At 71.7% G+C, this 14,734-nt stretch carries 15 protein-coding genes and 1 other RNA gene; 4 read left to right on the top strand and 12 right to left on the bottom strand.

Annotation, left to right across the window (positions count from 1 at the left end):
* Window positions 1-6: 6 nt before the first annotated feature.
* Window positions 7-786 carry a molybdopterin-synthase adenylyltransferase MoeB gene (moeB, locus tag DK412_RS12730; protein WP_109972248.1) on the bottom strand — a complete coding sequence of 260 codons (780 nt, stop codon included), beginning with the start codon at window positions 784-786 and terminating at the stop codon, window positions 7-9.
* A 163-nt stretch (window positions 787-949) separates the two neighbouring features.
* Between moeB and dapE the strand changes: the two genes are divergently transcribed.
* Window positions 950-2,146 carry a succinyl-diaminopimelate desuccinylase gene (dapE, locus tag DK412_RS12725; RefSeq protein WP_204165602.1) on the top strand — a complete coding sequence of 399 codons (1,197 nt, stop codon included), beginning with the start codon at window positions 950-952 and terminating at the stop codon, window positions 2,144-2,146.
* Between the two features lie 51 nt (window positions 2,147-2,197).
* Window positions 2,198-2,767: a hypothetical protein gene (locus DK412_RS12720; RefSeq protein ID WP_109972246.1), complete on the top strand. Its 570-nt coding sequence runs from the start codon at window positions 2,198-2,200 to the stop codon at window positions 2,765-2,767.
* Window positions 2,768-2,794: 27 nt separating this feature from the next.
* Here DK412_RS12720 and DK412_RS12715 read toward each other — a convergent pair whose 3' ends face one another.
* From DK412_RS12715 to DK412_RS12675, 9 genes are all read right to left on the bottom strand, one after another.
* Window positions 2,795-3,253 (bottom strand): DUF1640 domain-containing protein, encoded by a 459-nt coding sequence (locus tag DK412_RS12715; protein ID WP_109975230.1) that lies wholly within the window; start codon window positions 3,251-3,253, stop codon window positions 2,795-2,797.
* Window positions 3,254-3,329: 76 nt separating this feature from the next.
* On the bottom strand, window positions 3,330-4,082 hold the full coding sequence (truA, locus tag DK412_RS12710; protein WP_109972245.1) for a tRNA pseudouridine(38-40) synthase TruA: 753 nt from the start codon (window positions 4,080-4,082) through the stop codon (window positions 3,330-3,332).
* The gene (gene fmt, locus DK412_RS12705; RefSeq protein ID WP_109972244.1) at window positions 4,082-5,014 is read right to left on the bottom strand and encodes a methionyl-tRNA formyltransferase; all 933 of its coding nucleotides are present in this window, start codon (window positions 5,012-5,014) and stop codon (window positions 4,082-4,084) included. Before fmt ends, truA begins: the two co-directional genes overlap by 1 nt.
* A gap of 5 nt (window positions 5,015-5,019) precedes the next feature.
* Window positions 5,020-5,535 carry a peptide deformylase gene (gene def, locus DK412_RS12700; protein WP_109972243.1) on the bottom strand — a complete coding sequence of 172 codons (516 nt, stop codon included), beginning with the start codon at window positions 5,533-5,535 and terminating at the stop codon, window positions 5,020-5,022.
* Between the two features lie 207 nt (window positions 5,536-5,742).
* A complete protein-coding gene (recR, locus tag DK412_RS12695; protein ID WP_109972242.1) occupies window positions 5,743-6,348 on the bottom strand; it encodes a recombination mediator RecR in 606 nt (201 codons plus the stop codon).
* 51 nt (window positions 6,349-6,399) lie between these two features.
* The gene (locus tag DK412_RS12690) at window positions 6,400-6,720 is read right to left on the bottom strand and encodes a YbaB/EbfC family nucleoid-associated protein (RefSeq protein ID WP_109972241.1); all 321 of its coding nucleotides are present in this window, start codon (window positions 6,718-6,720) and stop codon (window positions 6,400-6,402) included.
* A gap of 80 nt (window positions 6,721-6,800) precedes the next feature.
* Window positions 6,801-8,765, bottom strand: a complete 1,965-nt coding sequence (locus DK412_RS12685) for a DNA polymerase III subunit gamma/tau (protein WP_109972240.1) — start codon at window positions 8,763-8,765, stop codon at window positions 6,801-6,803.
* A 64-nt stretch (window positions 8,766-8,829) separates the two neighbouring features.
* Window positions 8,830-8,926: signal recognition particle sRNA small type (gene ffs, locus DK412_RS12680), an RNA gene on the bottom strand.
* An 86-nt stretch (window positions 8,927-9,012) separates the two neighbouring features.
* A complete protein-coding gene (locus DK412_RS12675; RefSeq protein WP_204165557.1) occupies window positions 9,013-10,398 on the bottom strand; it encodes an RtcB family protein in 1,386 nt (461 codons plus the stop codon).
* 270 nt (window positions 10,399-10,668) lie between these two features.
* Here DK412_RS12675 and DK412_RS12670 point away from each other — a divergent pair, with 270 nt between their 5' ends.
* A complete protein-coding gene (locus DK412_RS12670) occupies window positions 10,669-11,658 on the top strand; it encodes an alpha/beta hydrolase (protein WP_109972238.1) in 990 nt (329 codons plus the stop codon).
* A 56-nt stretch (window positions 11,659-11,714) separates the two neighbouring features.
* Here DK412_RS12670 and DK412_RS12665 read toward each other — a convergent pair whose 3' ends face one another.
* A complete protein-coding gene (locus DK412_RS12665) occupies window positions 11,715-11,996 on the bottom strand; it encodes a hypothetical protein (protein ID WP_093569642.1) in 282 nt (93 codons plus the stop codon).
* A gap of 148 nt (window positions 11,997-12,144) precedes the next feature.
* Here DK412_RS12665 and DK412_RS12660 point away from each other — a divergent pair, with 148 nt between their 5' ends.
* Window positions 12,145-13,050: a protein-methionine-sulfoxide reductase heme-binding subunit MsrQ gene (locus tag DK412_RS12660; protein WP_109972237.1), complete on the top strand. Its 906-nt coding sequence runs from the start codon at window positions 12,145-12,147 to the stop codon at window positions 13,048-13,050.
* Window positions 13,051-13,120: 70 nt separating this feature from the next.
* Here DK412_RS12660 and DK412_RS12655 read toward each other — a convergent pair whose 3' ends face one another.
* The gene (locus DK412_RS12655) at window positions 13,121-14,722 is read right to left on the bottom strand and encodes an FAD-dependent monooxygenase (RefSeq protein ID WP_109972236.1); all 1,602 of its coding nucleotides are present in this window, start codon (window positions 14,720-14,722) and stop codon (window positions 13,121-13,123) included.
* Window positions 14,723-14,734 lie beyond the last annotated feature (12 nt).

Genomic DNA, 14,734 nt, shown 5'->3' with positions numbered 1-14,734 from the left:
CGGGCCTCAATGGTCCGTCCCGCTCAACGGATTGCCCGGGTCCCAGGCGTAGGACAGCGTCTCGAAGCGCAGGGAGCGGGCATCGACCATCAGCAGGCGGCCGACCAGGGGCTCGCCGAAGCCGGCGACGGCGCGGATGACCTCCAGCGCCATCAGCGATCCCATCAGGCCGGCGAGCGCGCCGAGCACCCCGGCCTCGGCGCAGGTCGGCACCGAGCCGGCCGGCGGCGGGCTCGGGAACAGGCAGCGATAGGTCGGGTTCGGCCGTCCGTCCGGCCCGGTCTCGTGGGCCCGGATCGTGGTGAGCGAGCCGTCGAACTGGCCGAGCGCCGCGGTCACCAGCGGCCGGCGGGCGCGGTAGCACGCGTCCGAGACGGCGTAGCGGGTCGAAAAATTGTCCGAGCCGTCCGCGACGAGGTCGTACGCCGCGATCAGCGCCTCGGCATTCTCGGGCGTCAGGCGGGTGGCGTGGGTCTCGACCCGGACATTCGGGTTGAGCCGGGCGATCGCGTCCGCCGCGCTCTCGACCTTCGGCCGCCCGATGTCGGGCGTGCCGTGGATCACCTGCCGCTGGAGGTTGGAGAGCGAGACCGTGTCGTCGTCGACGATGCCGACCGTGCCGATCCCGGCCGCCGCCAGGTATTGGATCAGCGGCGCGCCGAGGCCGCCGGCGCCGATCACCAGCACCCGCGCCGCCTTGAGGCGGACCTGGCCGGGGCCGCCGACCTCCCGCAGCACGATGTGGCGGGCGTAGCGTTCGATCTCGTCGGGGCTGAGCGCGGTCATGCGGCCTAGTTAGGCGAGACGCCGGTCGCCGGGAAGGGTCTCGAAGGGCGGGGGCCTCAGAGAGCAAGGGTCCCGACGCGGAAGCGGTGTCGATCGCGGCGGTTCTCATCAGGGCCGTTCGGCGCTACGGCTCGCGGCCACCGAGCCTTCGACTTCTTTGCGGATACACGCCGTGACCGATTCCCATTCCCCCCTCGCCCTGGCTCAGGGACTGATCCGCTGCCCCTCGGTGACGCCGCACGAGGGCGGGGCGCTCGCCTATCTCGCGGTAATCCTCAGCGAGGCCGGATTCACGGTCGAGCGCCCGGTCTTCTCGGAAGCGGGCACGCCGGACATCGAGAACCTCTACGCCCGGATCGGCGAGGGGCCGTGCCTGCTCTTGGCCGGCCACACCGACGTGGTGCCGCCGGGTGATGCCGCGGCTTGGCGCCACGACCCCTTCGCCGGGGCGGTCGAGGGCGGGGACTTGTTCGGCCGCGGCGCCGTCGACATGAAGGGCGGCATCGCCTGCATGCTGGCGGCGGTGCTGGCCTTCCTCGCGCGGCGCGGACCGGATTTCGGCGGCGCGATCGCGTTCCTGATCACCGGCGACGAGGAGGGGCCGGCGGTCAACGGCACCGTCAAGCTCCTCGATTGGGCCAAGGAGAGGGGCGAGCGCTTCAGCCACTGCCTGCTCGGCGAGCCGACCAATCCCGATACCTTAGGCGAGATGATCAAGATCGGGCGGCGCGGCTCGCTCACCGCGACCCTGACCGTGCACGGGGTGCAGGGCCACGTCGCCTATCCGCACCGGGCCGAGAACCCGATCCCGGGCCTCCTACGCCTTGCGCAGGGGCTCCTCGCCGGCCCTCTCGATACCGGCACGGCGCATTTCGACGCCTCGAACCTCGAATTCACCACGATGGATGTCGGCAATCCGTCGACCAACGTGATCCCGGCCGAGGCGCGAGCGACCTTCAACATCCGCTTCAACGACCTCTGGACGCCCGAGACCCTGGCCGCCGAGTTGGAGCGGCGCTTGAAGGAGGCGGCCGGCAACGCGGTGCGCTACAGCCTCGACGTGCGCCCGACCAACTCCGTTGCCTTCCTGACCACGCCCGACGCCTTCGTCGAGCGGGTGGCCGACGCGATCGAGGCCGAGACCGGCCGCCGGCCCGCCCTCTCGACCACCGGCGGCACCTCGGATGCCCGGTTCATCAAGGACGCCTGCCCGGTGATCGAGTTCGGGCTCGTCGGGCAGACGATGCACCAGGTCGACGAGCGGGTGGCGGTGGCGGACCTCGACCGGCTGGCGGCGATCTACGGGAGGGTGCTGGACGCGTATTTTCCCGCCGGACCCGCGACGCCGGGTCAGGCTTGACCGGCATTAGACGAAAGTTGAATCTGGCGACCTCGATCCGGGAGGCCGCCGATGTTCTTGAGCGCTGACGAGGTGACCCGATCCTTGCGCGGCACCGCCGGCCTGATCGGCCGCCGGCCGGACGCGCTCACCCATTTCGACGTGAGCGAGCGCGGCTTCTGGCGCTCCTTCGGGGCGGTCTGGCTCACCGCACCGGCGGTGACGGTGGCGCTCGCCCTGGAACGCGGGGCCGGCTCCGCGCCGTTCCAGCTCGACCACGTCACCGTGGCGGTCCTCGCCGGATGGGCGGCGGGGTTCCTGGCGGTGCCGCTGGCGATGATCGCGGTGCTGCGCCGTCTCGGTCGCACCCGGGCCTACGTGCCCTTCGTGGTGGTGACCAACTGGTGCCTGGCGACGGGCTTGGCCGCCCTGGCGCTGCCGGGCTGCCTGCTGCGTCTCGATCTGGCGACGCCGGGCCTCGCGGCGCTCGATGCCGGCGCCTTCCTGGTGGTGGTGCTCTGGCTGCACGCCCGCGCCGCCCGGACAATCCTCGGCCTGTCGGGGCCGGTCGCGGCGCTGATCACGCTCGCTTGCTTCGGGCTTATCGCCGGCTTTGCCGGCGGGGCGCACGTCCTGGTGTGAGCGGACTTCCGGCCATCATGGCCGCGCTCAATGGCCGGCAGGTGGCAGATAGCGGAAGGCAGCGATCATGATGCCGATGCCGGCGGCGACCAGCGCCCCGAGCTTCACGGTCATCCGCTGTTCCAAGAGCCTCATATCGGCTCGGCCCGCCGCCATGCCGAGATCCACGCGGTGAGACAGGTCCGTGACCCTCTTAGAAAGGTCCGTGATTTTCACGTCCAGGCGACCTTCGGACTCCCGCAGATCCGCCTCGAGCCGATCCTCGGTCTCACGCAGATCCGCCTTCAGCGAGGTCTCGACGTCCCGCAGATCCGCCCGCAGCGCGACCTCGCTCTCCCGCAGGTCGGTCTTGGTCGCCAGCGACGCCAGATCCGATTCGCGCCCATCCTTCAGCGCGCCCGTGATCGCCTCGGCCTGATCCTCGGAGAAGCCGGACGCCTTGAGCCGGCGGACCATGGCATACGTATCGAAGGCGATGGCGGTCATGGTCAGCGGCTCGGCTCCGGCGATGCTCACGATGCCAGAAACGCCGGACCTGGCCAAGCGCCTCGATGACGCAAGGTCATCCTAAATCCGCCGGATAATCCACCCCGATCAGCGTCAAGCCCCCCGAGGGCGCCAGCGGCCCGCAGCGGGTGCGGTCGCGGGAATCGAGCACGTCGCGCACGCCCTGCGGCGTCAACCTTCCGCCGCCGGCGAGCATCAGCGTGCCGACCATGCCGCGGACCTGGTGGTGCAGGAACGAGCGCGCGGCGGTGACCACCACGATCTCCTCGCCCTCCCGTGTCACGTCGAGCCGGTCGAGGGTGCGCACCGGGCTGTTGGCCTGGCACTCCGCCGCCCGGAAGGCGGAGAAATCGTGCCGGCCGAGCATGAGCTGCGCCGCCTCGTGCATCGATCCGGCATCGAGGGCCCAAGGCACGTGCCAGACGAAGCCGCGGGTCAGGGCCGGCGGGGATCGGCGGTTGAGGATGCGGTAGCGGTAGTGGCGCTTGATCGCCGAGTGGCGGGCGTCGAAATCCGGCCCGACCTCGGCGGCCGCGATCACCGCCACCGGCTCGGGCCGGAGGTGCGCGTTGGCGGCGTCGCGCACCGTGTCGGTGCGCCACGGCTTGTCGAGGTCGAGATGGACGACCTGATGCGTCGCGTGCACGCCGGCATCGGTGCGCCCGGCGCAGTGGACCCGCACCGGACCGCCGACGAAGCGGGCGATCGCCTCCTCCAGCGCCTGCTGCACCGAGCGGTCGGCGGCCTGCCGCTGCCAGCCGGCGAAGGCGGTGCCGTCATACTCGACGACGAGCTTGTAGCGGGGCATCAGGCGAGGCGGGCGCCCGGCGCGAGCTGCCGGCCGCGGGCGAAGTCCTCGAACGCCATCGCGCCCTTGCCGGCCGGCTGCACGGTGACGAGGCGTAAACAGCCCTCGCCGGCCGCGACCGTGCCGGCGGCGTCGAGCAGCGTGCCGGGCTCGCCCTGGCCTTGCGCGAGGCGTGCCCGCAGCACCTTCACCCGCTCCGGCCCGCGGCCGAGATCGGCCGTGACGTAGGCGCCCGGGAACGGGGACAGGCCGCGCACCCGGTCGTGCAGGGCCTTCGCCGGTTGCGACCAGTCGAGCCGCGCCTCCTCGTTGGTGATCTTGCGGGCGTACTCGACGCCCTCGGCGCTCTGCGCCCGAAACTGCAGGTTGCCGCGCTCGAGCGCGCCGAGCGCCCGCGCCATCAGGTCGGCGCCGAGCGGCATCAGCCGGTCGTGCAGCTCGCCGGCGGTCATGTCGGGGGTGATACCCACCCGCTCGACCATGCCGACCGGGCCGGTATCGAGGCCGGGCTCCATCCGCATCACCGCGACGCCGGTCTCCTCGTCCCCCGCCATCACGGCGCGCTGGATCGGCGCGGCGCCGCGCCAGCGCGGCAGCAGGGACGCGTGCAGGTTGAGGCAGCCGAGCGCCGGCGCGTCGAGGATCGCGGGCGGCAGGATCATGCCGTAGGCCACCACCACGGCGACGTCGGCCGCGTGACTCCGAAACGTCTCGGCGGCCTCGTCCGTGCGCAGGGTCTTCGGGGTCAGGACGGGGAGCCCGAACTTCTCCGCCAGCGCCTGGACCGGCGAGGGCCGCAGGGCCATGCCGCGGCCGGCGGGGGCCGGCGCGCGGGTATAGACCGCCGCGACCTCGTGGCCGCCGCCGACGATCTCGGCCAGCGTCGGCACCGCGAAATCCGGGGTGCCCATGAACACGACTTTGAGGGACATCGTCGTTACGCGGCTTCGCGCTTGGCCGCCTTGGCGAACTTCTTCATCACCCGGTCGCGCTTGAGCTTCGACAGGTGGTCGATGAACAGCACGCCGTTGAGATGGTCGATCTCGTGCTGGAGGCAGGTGGCCAGGAGCCCGTCGGCCTCCTGCTCCACGGTCTCGCCGTCGAGGGTACGGAAGCGCACCCGCACCCGGTCGGGCCGGATGACCTCGGCGTAGTATTCGGGGATCGACAGGCAGCCCTCCTCGTAGGGCCGGGTCTCCTCCGACGACCAGACGATCTCGGGATCGAGCAGGACCAGCGGCTTGCGGTCCTCCTTCTCCTTCGAGGTGTCGATGGTGACGATGCGCACCGGCTCGCCGATCTGGATGCCGGCGAGGCCGACGCCGGGGGCGTCGTACATCGTCTCCAGCATGTCGGCCGCGAGCTTCCGCACCTCGCCGGTGATCGTGCCGACCGGGGCCGAGATCTCGCGCAGGCGCGCGTCCGGCAGGATGACGAGGGGACGGATGCTCATTGGTGCGCCAGCGAAGTCGGGGAACCGGGCGCCGACGGGCACCCGCAAGTGTTTCGGGAGATAAGGTTTCGTGTCGCCCGGGTCAAACCCGATGTCGCAGCGCCGCTAGAGCATTGCCCGATCGCGCTGCGATCAGGCAGTGCTCTAAGCGTTTGATTTTGCCGCATTTTCTGCGACGAACCGGCGCCCACTTCGTCGGAGAATGCTCTAGAACGCCGTGCGCTGGCGGATCGCCGCCGAGAGCGTGCCTTCGTCGAGGTAGTCGAGCTCGCCGCCGACCGGCACGCCGTGAGCAAGGCGCGTGACCTTGATCGACAGGTGGGTGAGCAGCTCGGTGACGTAGTGGGCGGTGGTCTGGCCGTCCACCGTGGCGTTGAGCGCGAGGATCACCTCGCGCATCTCAGGCTGGCTCACCCGCTCGACCAGGCGGCTCAGGTTCAGGTTCTCCGGCCGTACCCCGTCGAGGGCCGAGAGCACGCCGCCGAGTACGTGGTAGCGCGCCGTCACGGCGCCCGAGCGCTCCAGCGCCCAGAGATCCGAGACGTCCTCGACCACCACCAGCATCGAGGGGTCGCGGCTCTGGTCGCGGCAGATCGTGCAGGGATCCTGCGTGTCGACGTTACCGCATTCGTGGCACACCACGATCCGGTCGGCGGCGACCTTCATGGCGTCGGCGAGCGGCGCCAGCAGCGTCTCGCGCTTCTTGATGAGCTGGAGGGCGGCCCGCCGGGCCGAGCGCGGCCCGAGGCCGGGCATGCGGGCCAGGAGCTGAATCAGCCGCTCGATCTCGGGGCCCGCGACGGCCTGGGGCATGGATGGCTCGACTTTCGTGATCGTGTCTCCCCGGCGGGGAGGGGCGATGCCCTAGAACGGCAGCTTCATGCCCGGGGGCAGGGGCAGGCCCTTGGTCAGCTCCTGCATCCGCTCCTGCGTTGCGCGCTCGGCCTTGGCCTTGGCGTCGTTGAGCGCCGCGACGATCAGATCCTCCAGGATCTCCTTCTCGTCCGGCACCAGCAGGGCGGGATCCAGGGTGAGGCCCTTCACGTCGCCCTTCGCGGTCATCGTCACCGAGACGGAGCCGCCGCCGGAAGCGCCCGTGACCTGGACGCCGTCGAGCTCGGACTGGATGTCGGCCAGCTTCTGCTGCATGGCCTGGGCCTGCTTCATCATTCCCATGATGTCCATGGCGGCGTTCTCGCGCTGGGAGAGAGAATTGAGGAGTGATGTGGGGTGCCGGCGCGCTGCCGGCTACGGGTGCGGGGCCGTCACAGATCCGGATCGTCGGCCTCGGGCGGCGGCGCGCCGTCGAGGGCAGGCGGCTCCGGGGTCTTGTCGCGCACGTCGACGATCTGGGCGCCCGGGAAGTTCTTCAGCACCGCCTGGACCAGCGGGTGGCTCGCCGCGCCCTGGTGGCGGCTCTCGACCGCGGCCTTGGCGCGGGCGTCGAGCGTCGCCTCGCCGGCCTCCTTCGACAGGGCGACCACCCAGCGCCGGCCGGTCCAGGCCTCGAGGGCGCGGGCGAGGTCGGTGGCGAGCGTCGCCCGCCCGCCCTCGGCGAGGCGGAATTCGATCCGGCCGTCCTCGAAGCGGACGAGGTGCGCCTCGCGCTCCAGCGCCATCTTCAGGCCGATGTCGCGGCGCTCGTCGGCCAGCGCCACCACGTCCTCGAACCGGCGCAGGCGCGGGCCGGATTCCGCCCTGGCGGCGGGTTTCGGCGCCGGGGCGGACTGGACCAGGGTCGGGCGCGGCGTCGCCGCGGGAGGAGGCGCGGGGCGGGGAGCCGTCTCGGCCGGAGGCGCCTCCGGCAGGCTGCGGGCCAGGGCCGGCGCGGCTGCAGTCGCTTGGCTGCGCAGGGCCGCGACGGGCGCGGATGCCGGAATCTCGCGCAACGCCGGCGCGGCCTGCAAGGATGCGGCTTGTGTAGGCGCGGCCTGCGAGGCGGGCTGCGTCACGGCCGGCGCCCGGGCCGGGAGGGTCAGGCTGCCGCCGTCGCGGATCTGGCGCAGGGCCTCGTCCGGGGTCGGCAGGTCGGCGGCGTAGATCAGGCGCACCAGGGCCATCTCGGCCGCGGCCAGCGGCCGGGTCGCCGCCTGCACCTCGGGGATCGCCTTCAGCAGGATCTGCCAGGCGCGGGACAGCGCCCGCACCGAGAGCCGGTCGGCGAAGTCGCCCCCGCGCACGCGCTCGACCTCGCTGAGCGAGGTATCGACGCGGGCCGAGTCCGGCGCGAGCTTCAGGCGGGTGACGAGGTGGGTGAACTCGGCGAGGTCGGAGAGCACGACGGCCGGGTCGGCCCCGGCCTCGTGCTGGGCCCGCAGCTCCGCGAAGGTCGCCGGCACGTCGCCGCGCATCGCCGCCTCGAACAGGTCGACGACCCGGGCGCGGTCGGCCAGCCCCAGCATGTCGCGCACCGTCTCGGCGGTGACGTGGCCGGCGCCGTGGGCGATCGCCTGGTCGAGGAGGGAGAGCGAATCGCGCACCGAGCCCTCGGCGGCCCGCGCGATGGCGGCAAGGGCCTCGGCCTCGGCCGCGACGCCCTCGGCGTCGCAGATCTTCTGCAGGTGGGCGATCAGCGCCACCGCCTCGACCCGGCGCAGGTCGAAGCGCTGGCAGCGCGACAGGATGGTGACCGGAACCTTGCGGATCTCGGTGGTGGCGAAGACGAACTTCGCGTGCGGCGGCGGCTCCTCCAGCGTCTTCAGGAAGGCGTTGAACGCCTTCTCGGACAGCATGTGGACCTCGTCGACGATGTAGACCTTGTAGCGCGCCGACACCGGGGAATAGCGGATGCCGTCGATGATCTGGCGGACGTCGTCGATGCCGGTATGCGAGGCGGCGTCCATCTCCAGCACGTCGATGTGCCGGGATTCCATGATGGCGGCGCAGTGCAGGCCGAGCCGGGGCAGACGGATCGTCGGCCCGGCCTCGGCATCGTCGGGCAGGGCGTAGTTGAGGCCGCGGGCGAGGATGCGGGCGGTGGTGGTCTTGCCGACCCCGCGCACGCCGGTCAGCATCCAGGCCTGCGGGATGCGGCCGGCCTCGAAGGCGTTCGCCAGGGTGCGCACCATGGCGCCCTGGCCGATCAGGTCGTCGAAATCCTTGGGACGGTACTTGCGGGCCAGGACCCGGTAGGCCGGGGCCGGCTGCCGGCCGGGCTGCCGGCTCTCGGCCGCGCTGAACCCGGGGAGACCCGGCTCGTCGATCGAGGGCGTGCCGGAGGTCTCGTCCATGCGCTCGCAGGGTCGTGAGGGCGGCCCCCGGGATGGGGGCGCACGCGCTCCTGAAAGGAGGTAGGGTGGGAGGCTGGACGAAAACCCGCTCGGTCTCGTTAGGGCTGCTTCCTTCCGGACCTGACCCGGTTGGCGAGTGAAACGTCCCTCGCCAACCTCCCGGGGCCTATATGGCGGCACGTCGCCGGAAACGCAAGCGCGGGACTGGCCGAGACGGACACGCTTGGTGAACGCTCACCGTCCCCGCTCATCTCCCCTTGCGCCACGGCGCGTCGCGCTCCCAGTCGCCGGCCATGATCGACCCGTACGGCTCGATCTCGTCGACGACCTGCGCCAGGTCGTATTTCGCGATCTGGGCCCGCACCGAGGCAGCGTCCTTGTAGGCCGAGGGCAGCTCCGAATGGTCAGGGATGCCGCAATAGGACCGGATGTCGAGGCCGCGCGCCTGCAACGCCGCGAGTTCCCCGGCGAGCGCGTCCCCGTTCTCTCGCAGGTGCTGCGTGCGCGAGGCGTTGCGGCCGGCGCCGTGAGGAGCGAAGCCGAGCGAGCCTTCGTGGTCGCGGTGTGCCGCGATGAGGATCGGTTCGCTCATGTTGAGCGGGATCAGGGTCCTGCCGTCATCGTCCGCCGCGTAGCCCGACCACGACGGCGTCGCGCCCTTGCCGTGGTAGAACAACCCGTCGGCGCGCTGGAACACGAAGTTGTGCTCGTTCCAGAACGCGTCGGCGACCGTGTTGCCGATCTCCTGGCGTACCATCGCGTGGATGATCGCGTGATTGGCCTTCGTCCAGCTCCGCACGACCTGGAGCGCCCGCCAGTAATCCTGGCCCTCCCGGCTGTCGGCCTCGATCCAGGCATTGTGCTCCGGCACCTCCGGCGCCACGATCGCGGTGTGGCGCCGCGCCGCCGTCATGCCGCGCTTGTAGAGCTGCGCGCCGAGGCCGCGCGAGCCGTGATGCGTCACGAGCGCGATCTGGCCCGTCGACTTGAGCCGGCCGACGAAGGCGAAGTGATTGCCGTCGCCTTGGCTGCCGAAATGCTTGAGCGCGACGGTCCCGAGGTCCTTCAGGAACGGGTTTTCCGAGAAGTCCGCCTCGCCCTCGAAGACCGGGCGAACCGGTACGGCGCGGCCGCCGGGTCCGAAATGCGTGACCCGCTGCACGGCGTCGAGCACCGTCACCGGATCGTCGTCGCGCGCGAAGACCGTGACCGCCACCGAGCAGCAGATGTCCGACGAGTGGAAACCGGGATGGATGGCGTTCTCGCACGCCACCGCGCCGCCGACCGGGATCGTGCCCATCTCCTTGCCGGAAGGGCAGGCATCCGGCATCACGGCGCCGGCCTTGATCGTCGGCACCCGCATCAGCGCGTCCATATGGGCCGCGACCGCCGCGGCATTCGCTCGCTCGGACGGCGTCTCGGCATCGAGGAACAGGCCGAAGGGCAGACCGCTCGCGCGCATCGGGACCTCGACCGGTGCGAGACTCCGCAGGCGGGCGAGGATCGCGTCGTCGCTCTCGCCTGCGGTACGCATGGCGTTGGCGGTCGCGATGCCCTGCTTGAACCAGCGCCCCGGCTGGAAGCCCCACGCGATCAGATTCGCTCCATCGATCACGGTGTCCTCTCCTGTCATGACGATCCGTGGTGGTCGGCCGTACCCCTTCGGGACGGCCGCGGAGCCGGCACTTCCTCTCCGGGGTCCGAACCGACGCGATCGGTGACAGGTTAACCCGACGGCAGGCAGCGTTCCAGCCGGCCTGCGATTCGCGGCGGTGCCCCGCCCGGCATCGTCCTCCCGAGCGGCGATCGCCATCCAGACGATCGAGGCTCCGCGACGAGGCAACCGGGTTGTAAGAGCTTCGCGTTCCGTTTGACGACACGCCCGCTGTTGGAGACTTGCCCGATGCGCCTCCCGCTCCTCGCCGCCGCCCTCCTCTCCGCCACGACGGCCTCGGCCGCGCCCTCCTACGGCCCCGAGCTCGAGGGCTTCGACTATCCCTATCCGGTGAAGCGCCACGCCTTCGCGTCGCAGGGGCAGGACCTGTCGATGGCCTACATGGAGGTGGTGCCGGAGCGGCCGAACGGCCGCACGGTCGTGCTGCTCCACGGCAAGAACTTCTGCGCCGCGACCTGGGGCGACACCGCCGCGGTGCTGGCGCGGGACGGCTACCGGGTGCTGGCCCTCGACCAGGTGGGCTTCTGCAAGTCGACGAAGCCCCTCGGCTACCAGTTCAGCTTCAACCAGCTCGCCACCAACACCCACGACCTGCTCGCGGCGCTCGGCATCGGGCGGGCCGCCATCGTCGGCCACTCGATGGGCGGGATGCTGGCGGCCCGCTACGCCCTGATGTTCCCCGATTCCGTCGAGCAGCTGGTGATGGTCGATCCCCTCGGGCTCGAGGACTGGCAGGCCAAGGGCGTGCCCTACCAGACCATCGACGCGGCCTACGCCGCCGAGCGCAAGACGAGCGCGGCCGGCATCAAGGCCTACCAGCTGAAGTTCTACTACAACGGCGAGTGGAAGCCGGCCTACGACCGCTGGGTCGAAATGCAGGCTGGGCTCTACGCCGGCCCGGGGGCCGAGCGCGTGGCCTGGAACCAGGCTCAGACCTCCGACATGGTGTTCACCCAGCCGGTGGTGCACGAGTTCGACCGCCTGCGCGTGCCGACGGTGCTGATGGTTGGGACCAAGGACCGGACGGCTCCGGGCGGCAACCGTGCCGCGCCGGAGGTAGCGCAGACGCTCGGACGCTACGACCTGCTCGGGCCCGAGGCGGCGGCGCGGATCAAGGGCGCGCGGCTGGTGATGTTCGAGGGCCTGGGCCACTCGCCCCAGGTCGAGGCGCCGGACCAGTTTTACGCCGCGCTGCTGCGGGAACTCGCGGCGAAATAGGCCTCTGTCGGGGGCCGGCGGGGGCGTCGCCCCCGCACGCCCGCCGAAGACCGGCGCTACTGCAGCGATTGCATCTCGCAATTCGCGTAGGCCACGCTGCCGTCGGCGTAGGCCTTGAGCTTGCGCGCATAGGCCTCGGCGCCGGTGCGGTAGGGGCCGAGCTGCGCGTTGTAGGCCTTGATCCCGTCATTGTAGGTGTAGGCCTCCCAGCCCGGGCAGCCGCCCTTGGCGTCGAGGCAGGCGGGCTTCTGCGGCAGCGCGGGCTTCACCGGCTTCTCGCTCGCCGGCGGCGGCGCCGGCGCGGTGCAGGCGGCGAAGGCCGCGGTCGGAACCGGCATCAGGAGCAGGAGGGCGGCGAGGGCGTTGCGCGGCACGGCTTGTCTCCTCAGGGGGCCGCCTCTCACGCCATCGTGTGGTCGGCCGAGCGGGTCAAACCTCCGCTCGCGGCTTATCTGTGGCGCATTCCGCACTGCACTCAGGTCCCGCATGACCGTCCACCCCCGGATCGCCGCTCCCCGCCCCGCCTCGCCGCGCATCGACTGGCCGTGGCTCGACCGGGCCGGCCGCCTGTCGCGGTTCAAGCTCGCGGTGTTCCTCCTCGCGTTGGCGCCCGGGCTGTGGTTCACCGCCGCCTACGCCCTCGACCGGCTGGGGGCAAAGCCCCTCACCGCCTACTTGCACGCCATGGGCGACTGGTCGGTGCGGTTCCTGATCCTGTCGCTCGCCGTCACGCCGATGCGGCGCATCGCCAATGCGCCGAAGCTGATCCTGGTGCGGCGGATGCTCGGGCTCACCGCGCTCGCCTACGCGCTGGTCCATTTCACCCTGTACGTCGCCGACCAGAAGTTCGACCTCGCCCGGGTGGCGAGCGAGATCGTGTTCCGCATCTACCTCACCATCGGGTTCGTCGGCCTGCTCGGCCTGACGGTGCTCGGCGTCACCTCGACCGACGGCATGATCCGCCGCCTCGGCAAGACCTGGCCGCGGCTGCACCGGCTGGTCTACCCGCTCACCGCCCTGGCGCTGCTGCACTTCTTCCTGCAATCGAAGATCGACGTCTCGAGCCCGGTCTACTGGAGCGGCCTGTTCCTCGCCCTGATGGGCTGGCGGCTGATGCACCAGCTCAAGGTGCCGAGCACGCCGCTGCCGCTCTTGGGCCTCAGCCTCGCGGCCGGCCTCGCCACGGCGGGTCTCGAGACGGCCTGGTACGCGCTCGCCACCGGGGTGCCGGCCGGCGCGGTGCTGGCCGCCAATCTCGACTTCTCCTACGACGTGCGGCCGGCCTGGTGGGTGCTCGCCACGGTGATCCTGATCGTGCCGCTCAACCTGTGGCAGAACCGGACGGCCTCGGGGGGGCGGGGCCCCGTCGGGCGGCCGGCGCCGGCGCGCTGATCCCGCCCGGCCGCTCTCCGGCATCGCGCCGAAAGCGGCCCCTGCGATCGGGAGGCCCCCGGGACGAGCCCTACGGCGCCGTCCCGCCGACCGCTCGCTCCAGGATCCCCACCGGATCGCCGGCGGGACCGGCGCCCGCGAAGGCCACGAACTGGTCGGGCCGCACCAGGATCAGGTCCGCCTCGTAGCGCGACAGGTCGTCCGAGCCCGGATCCTCGACCACGCTCAGCGGCACGCCGAGATCCGAGGCTGCCCGGGCGAAGGCGCCGGCCTGCCGCCGGCCCTCGCCGATCGCCAGGAGGGTGAAGCCGGGGCCGAGCGCGTCGTAGGTGCTGCGCCCGTCGGTGAGCGTGAGCGGCGTGAGATGGCGGCCGGCCCGGGCCGCGTAGGCATGCGTGCCGACGGCGCTCGGGGCGGCACCCGGCTCGGCCGGCACGATCGGCGAGCCGGCATAATGCGGCGCGTAGGCGCCGACCTCGGATTTCGCGCCGCTGCCCCGCGCGCTCCAGGCGGCCGCGAAGGCGGCGGGATCGCGGGCGGGATCGTGGGTCTCCAGGAAGTCGCGGTCGTCGCGGATCGCCCGCTCGATGAAGTCGCGCGCCGTCGAGGCGAAGACCGGCCGTCGCTCGGCGGTGTAGGAATCGAGCAGGTCCGGGCCGGCCCAGCCTTGCAGCGTCGCGGCGAGCTTCCAGGCCAGGTTGGCGGCGTCCTCGAAGCCCGTATTGATGCCGTAGCCGCCGTAGGGCGGGTGGCTGTGGGCGGCGTCGCCCGCGATGAACAGGCGCCCGGCGCGGTAGCTGTCGGCGGTGGCGAAGCGCAGGTCCCAGAAGCCGACATGCTCGATCGCGACGTCGAACGTCGCGCCGACCGCCTCGTGCAGCAGGGCGGCGAAATCGTAGTTGTCGCGGGTGGTGCCCGGCGGCACCGGCGCGTGGAAGAACCAGGTCGTGCCGAGATCGACCCGGCCGAAGAAGCGCCAGTAGCCCTTCAGCTCCGGGTGCAGCACGTTGTAGAACGACTTGCCGGGGAAGCGTTCGAGCAGCCGGTGCAGCTCGTGCGAGCGGAAGACCAGCAGCACCATCAGGCGGTCGTGGTCCTGGCGGGTCTGGGTGATGCCGGCCGCCTCGCGCACCACCGAGCGGCTGCCGTCGCAGCCGACCGCGTAGGCCCCGCGCACGCTCCGCCGCCCCGCGCCGTCCCGCGCCGCGATGTCGACCCGGATCCCGGTCTCCTCCTGCGTCACGCCCTCGGCCGACCAGCCGTAGAGGGCCTCGATCGCCGGCAGGGCCGCGGCGCGGCGGCGCAGGACCGCCTCGGTGGCGTATTGCGGCAGGCGCTCGTTGTCGGTGAAGTAGTAGGGCCGCACCAGCTCGCGCTGGAGCCAGTCGTAGGTGTGGCCGCCGAGCAGCGTGCCGTAGGCGGTGAGCCCGCCGATGCCGTAGCCGCGCGGCACCGTCCGGGCGGCGCGCAGCTCCGCCTCGCAGCCCCAGAAGTGGAAATGCTCCATCGTGCGCTGGGTCAGGTTCTGGCCGCGCGGGATCGGCTGCGGCTCGGGGGAGCGCTCGACGAGGATGGAGCGGATGCCGCGCTGGGCGAGGTCGATGGCGAGCCCGGTCCCGACGGGACCGCCGCCCACGATGACGACGTCGGTGGAAGAAGAAGCGTCGGACATGGTGGTCTCGTC

The sequence above is a fragment of the Methylobacterium sp. 17Sr1-1 genome (assembly GCF_003173775.1).
Classification (GTDB): Bacteria; Pseudomonadota; Alphaproteobacteria; order Rhizobiales; family Beijerinckiaceae; genus Methylobacterium.
Note: the sequence above shows the minus strand (reverse complement) of the source record. Positions and strands in the feature narration are given on the sequence as shown.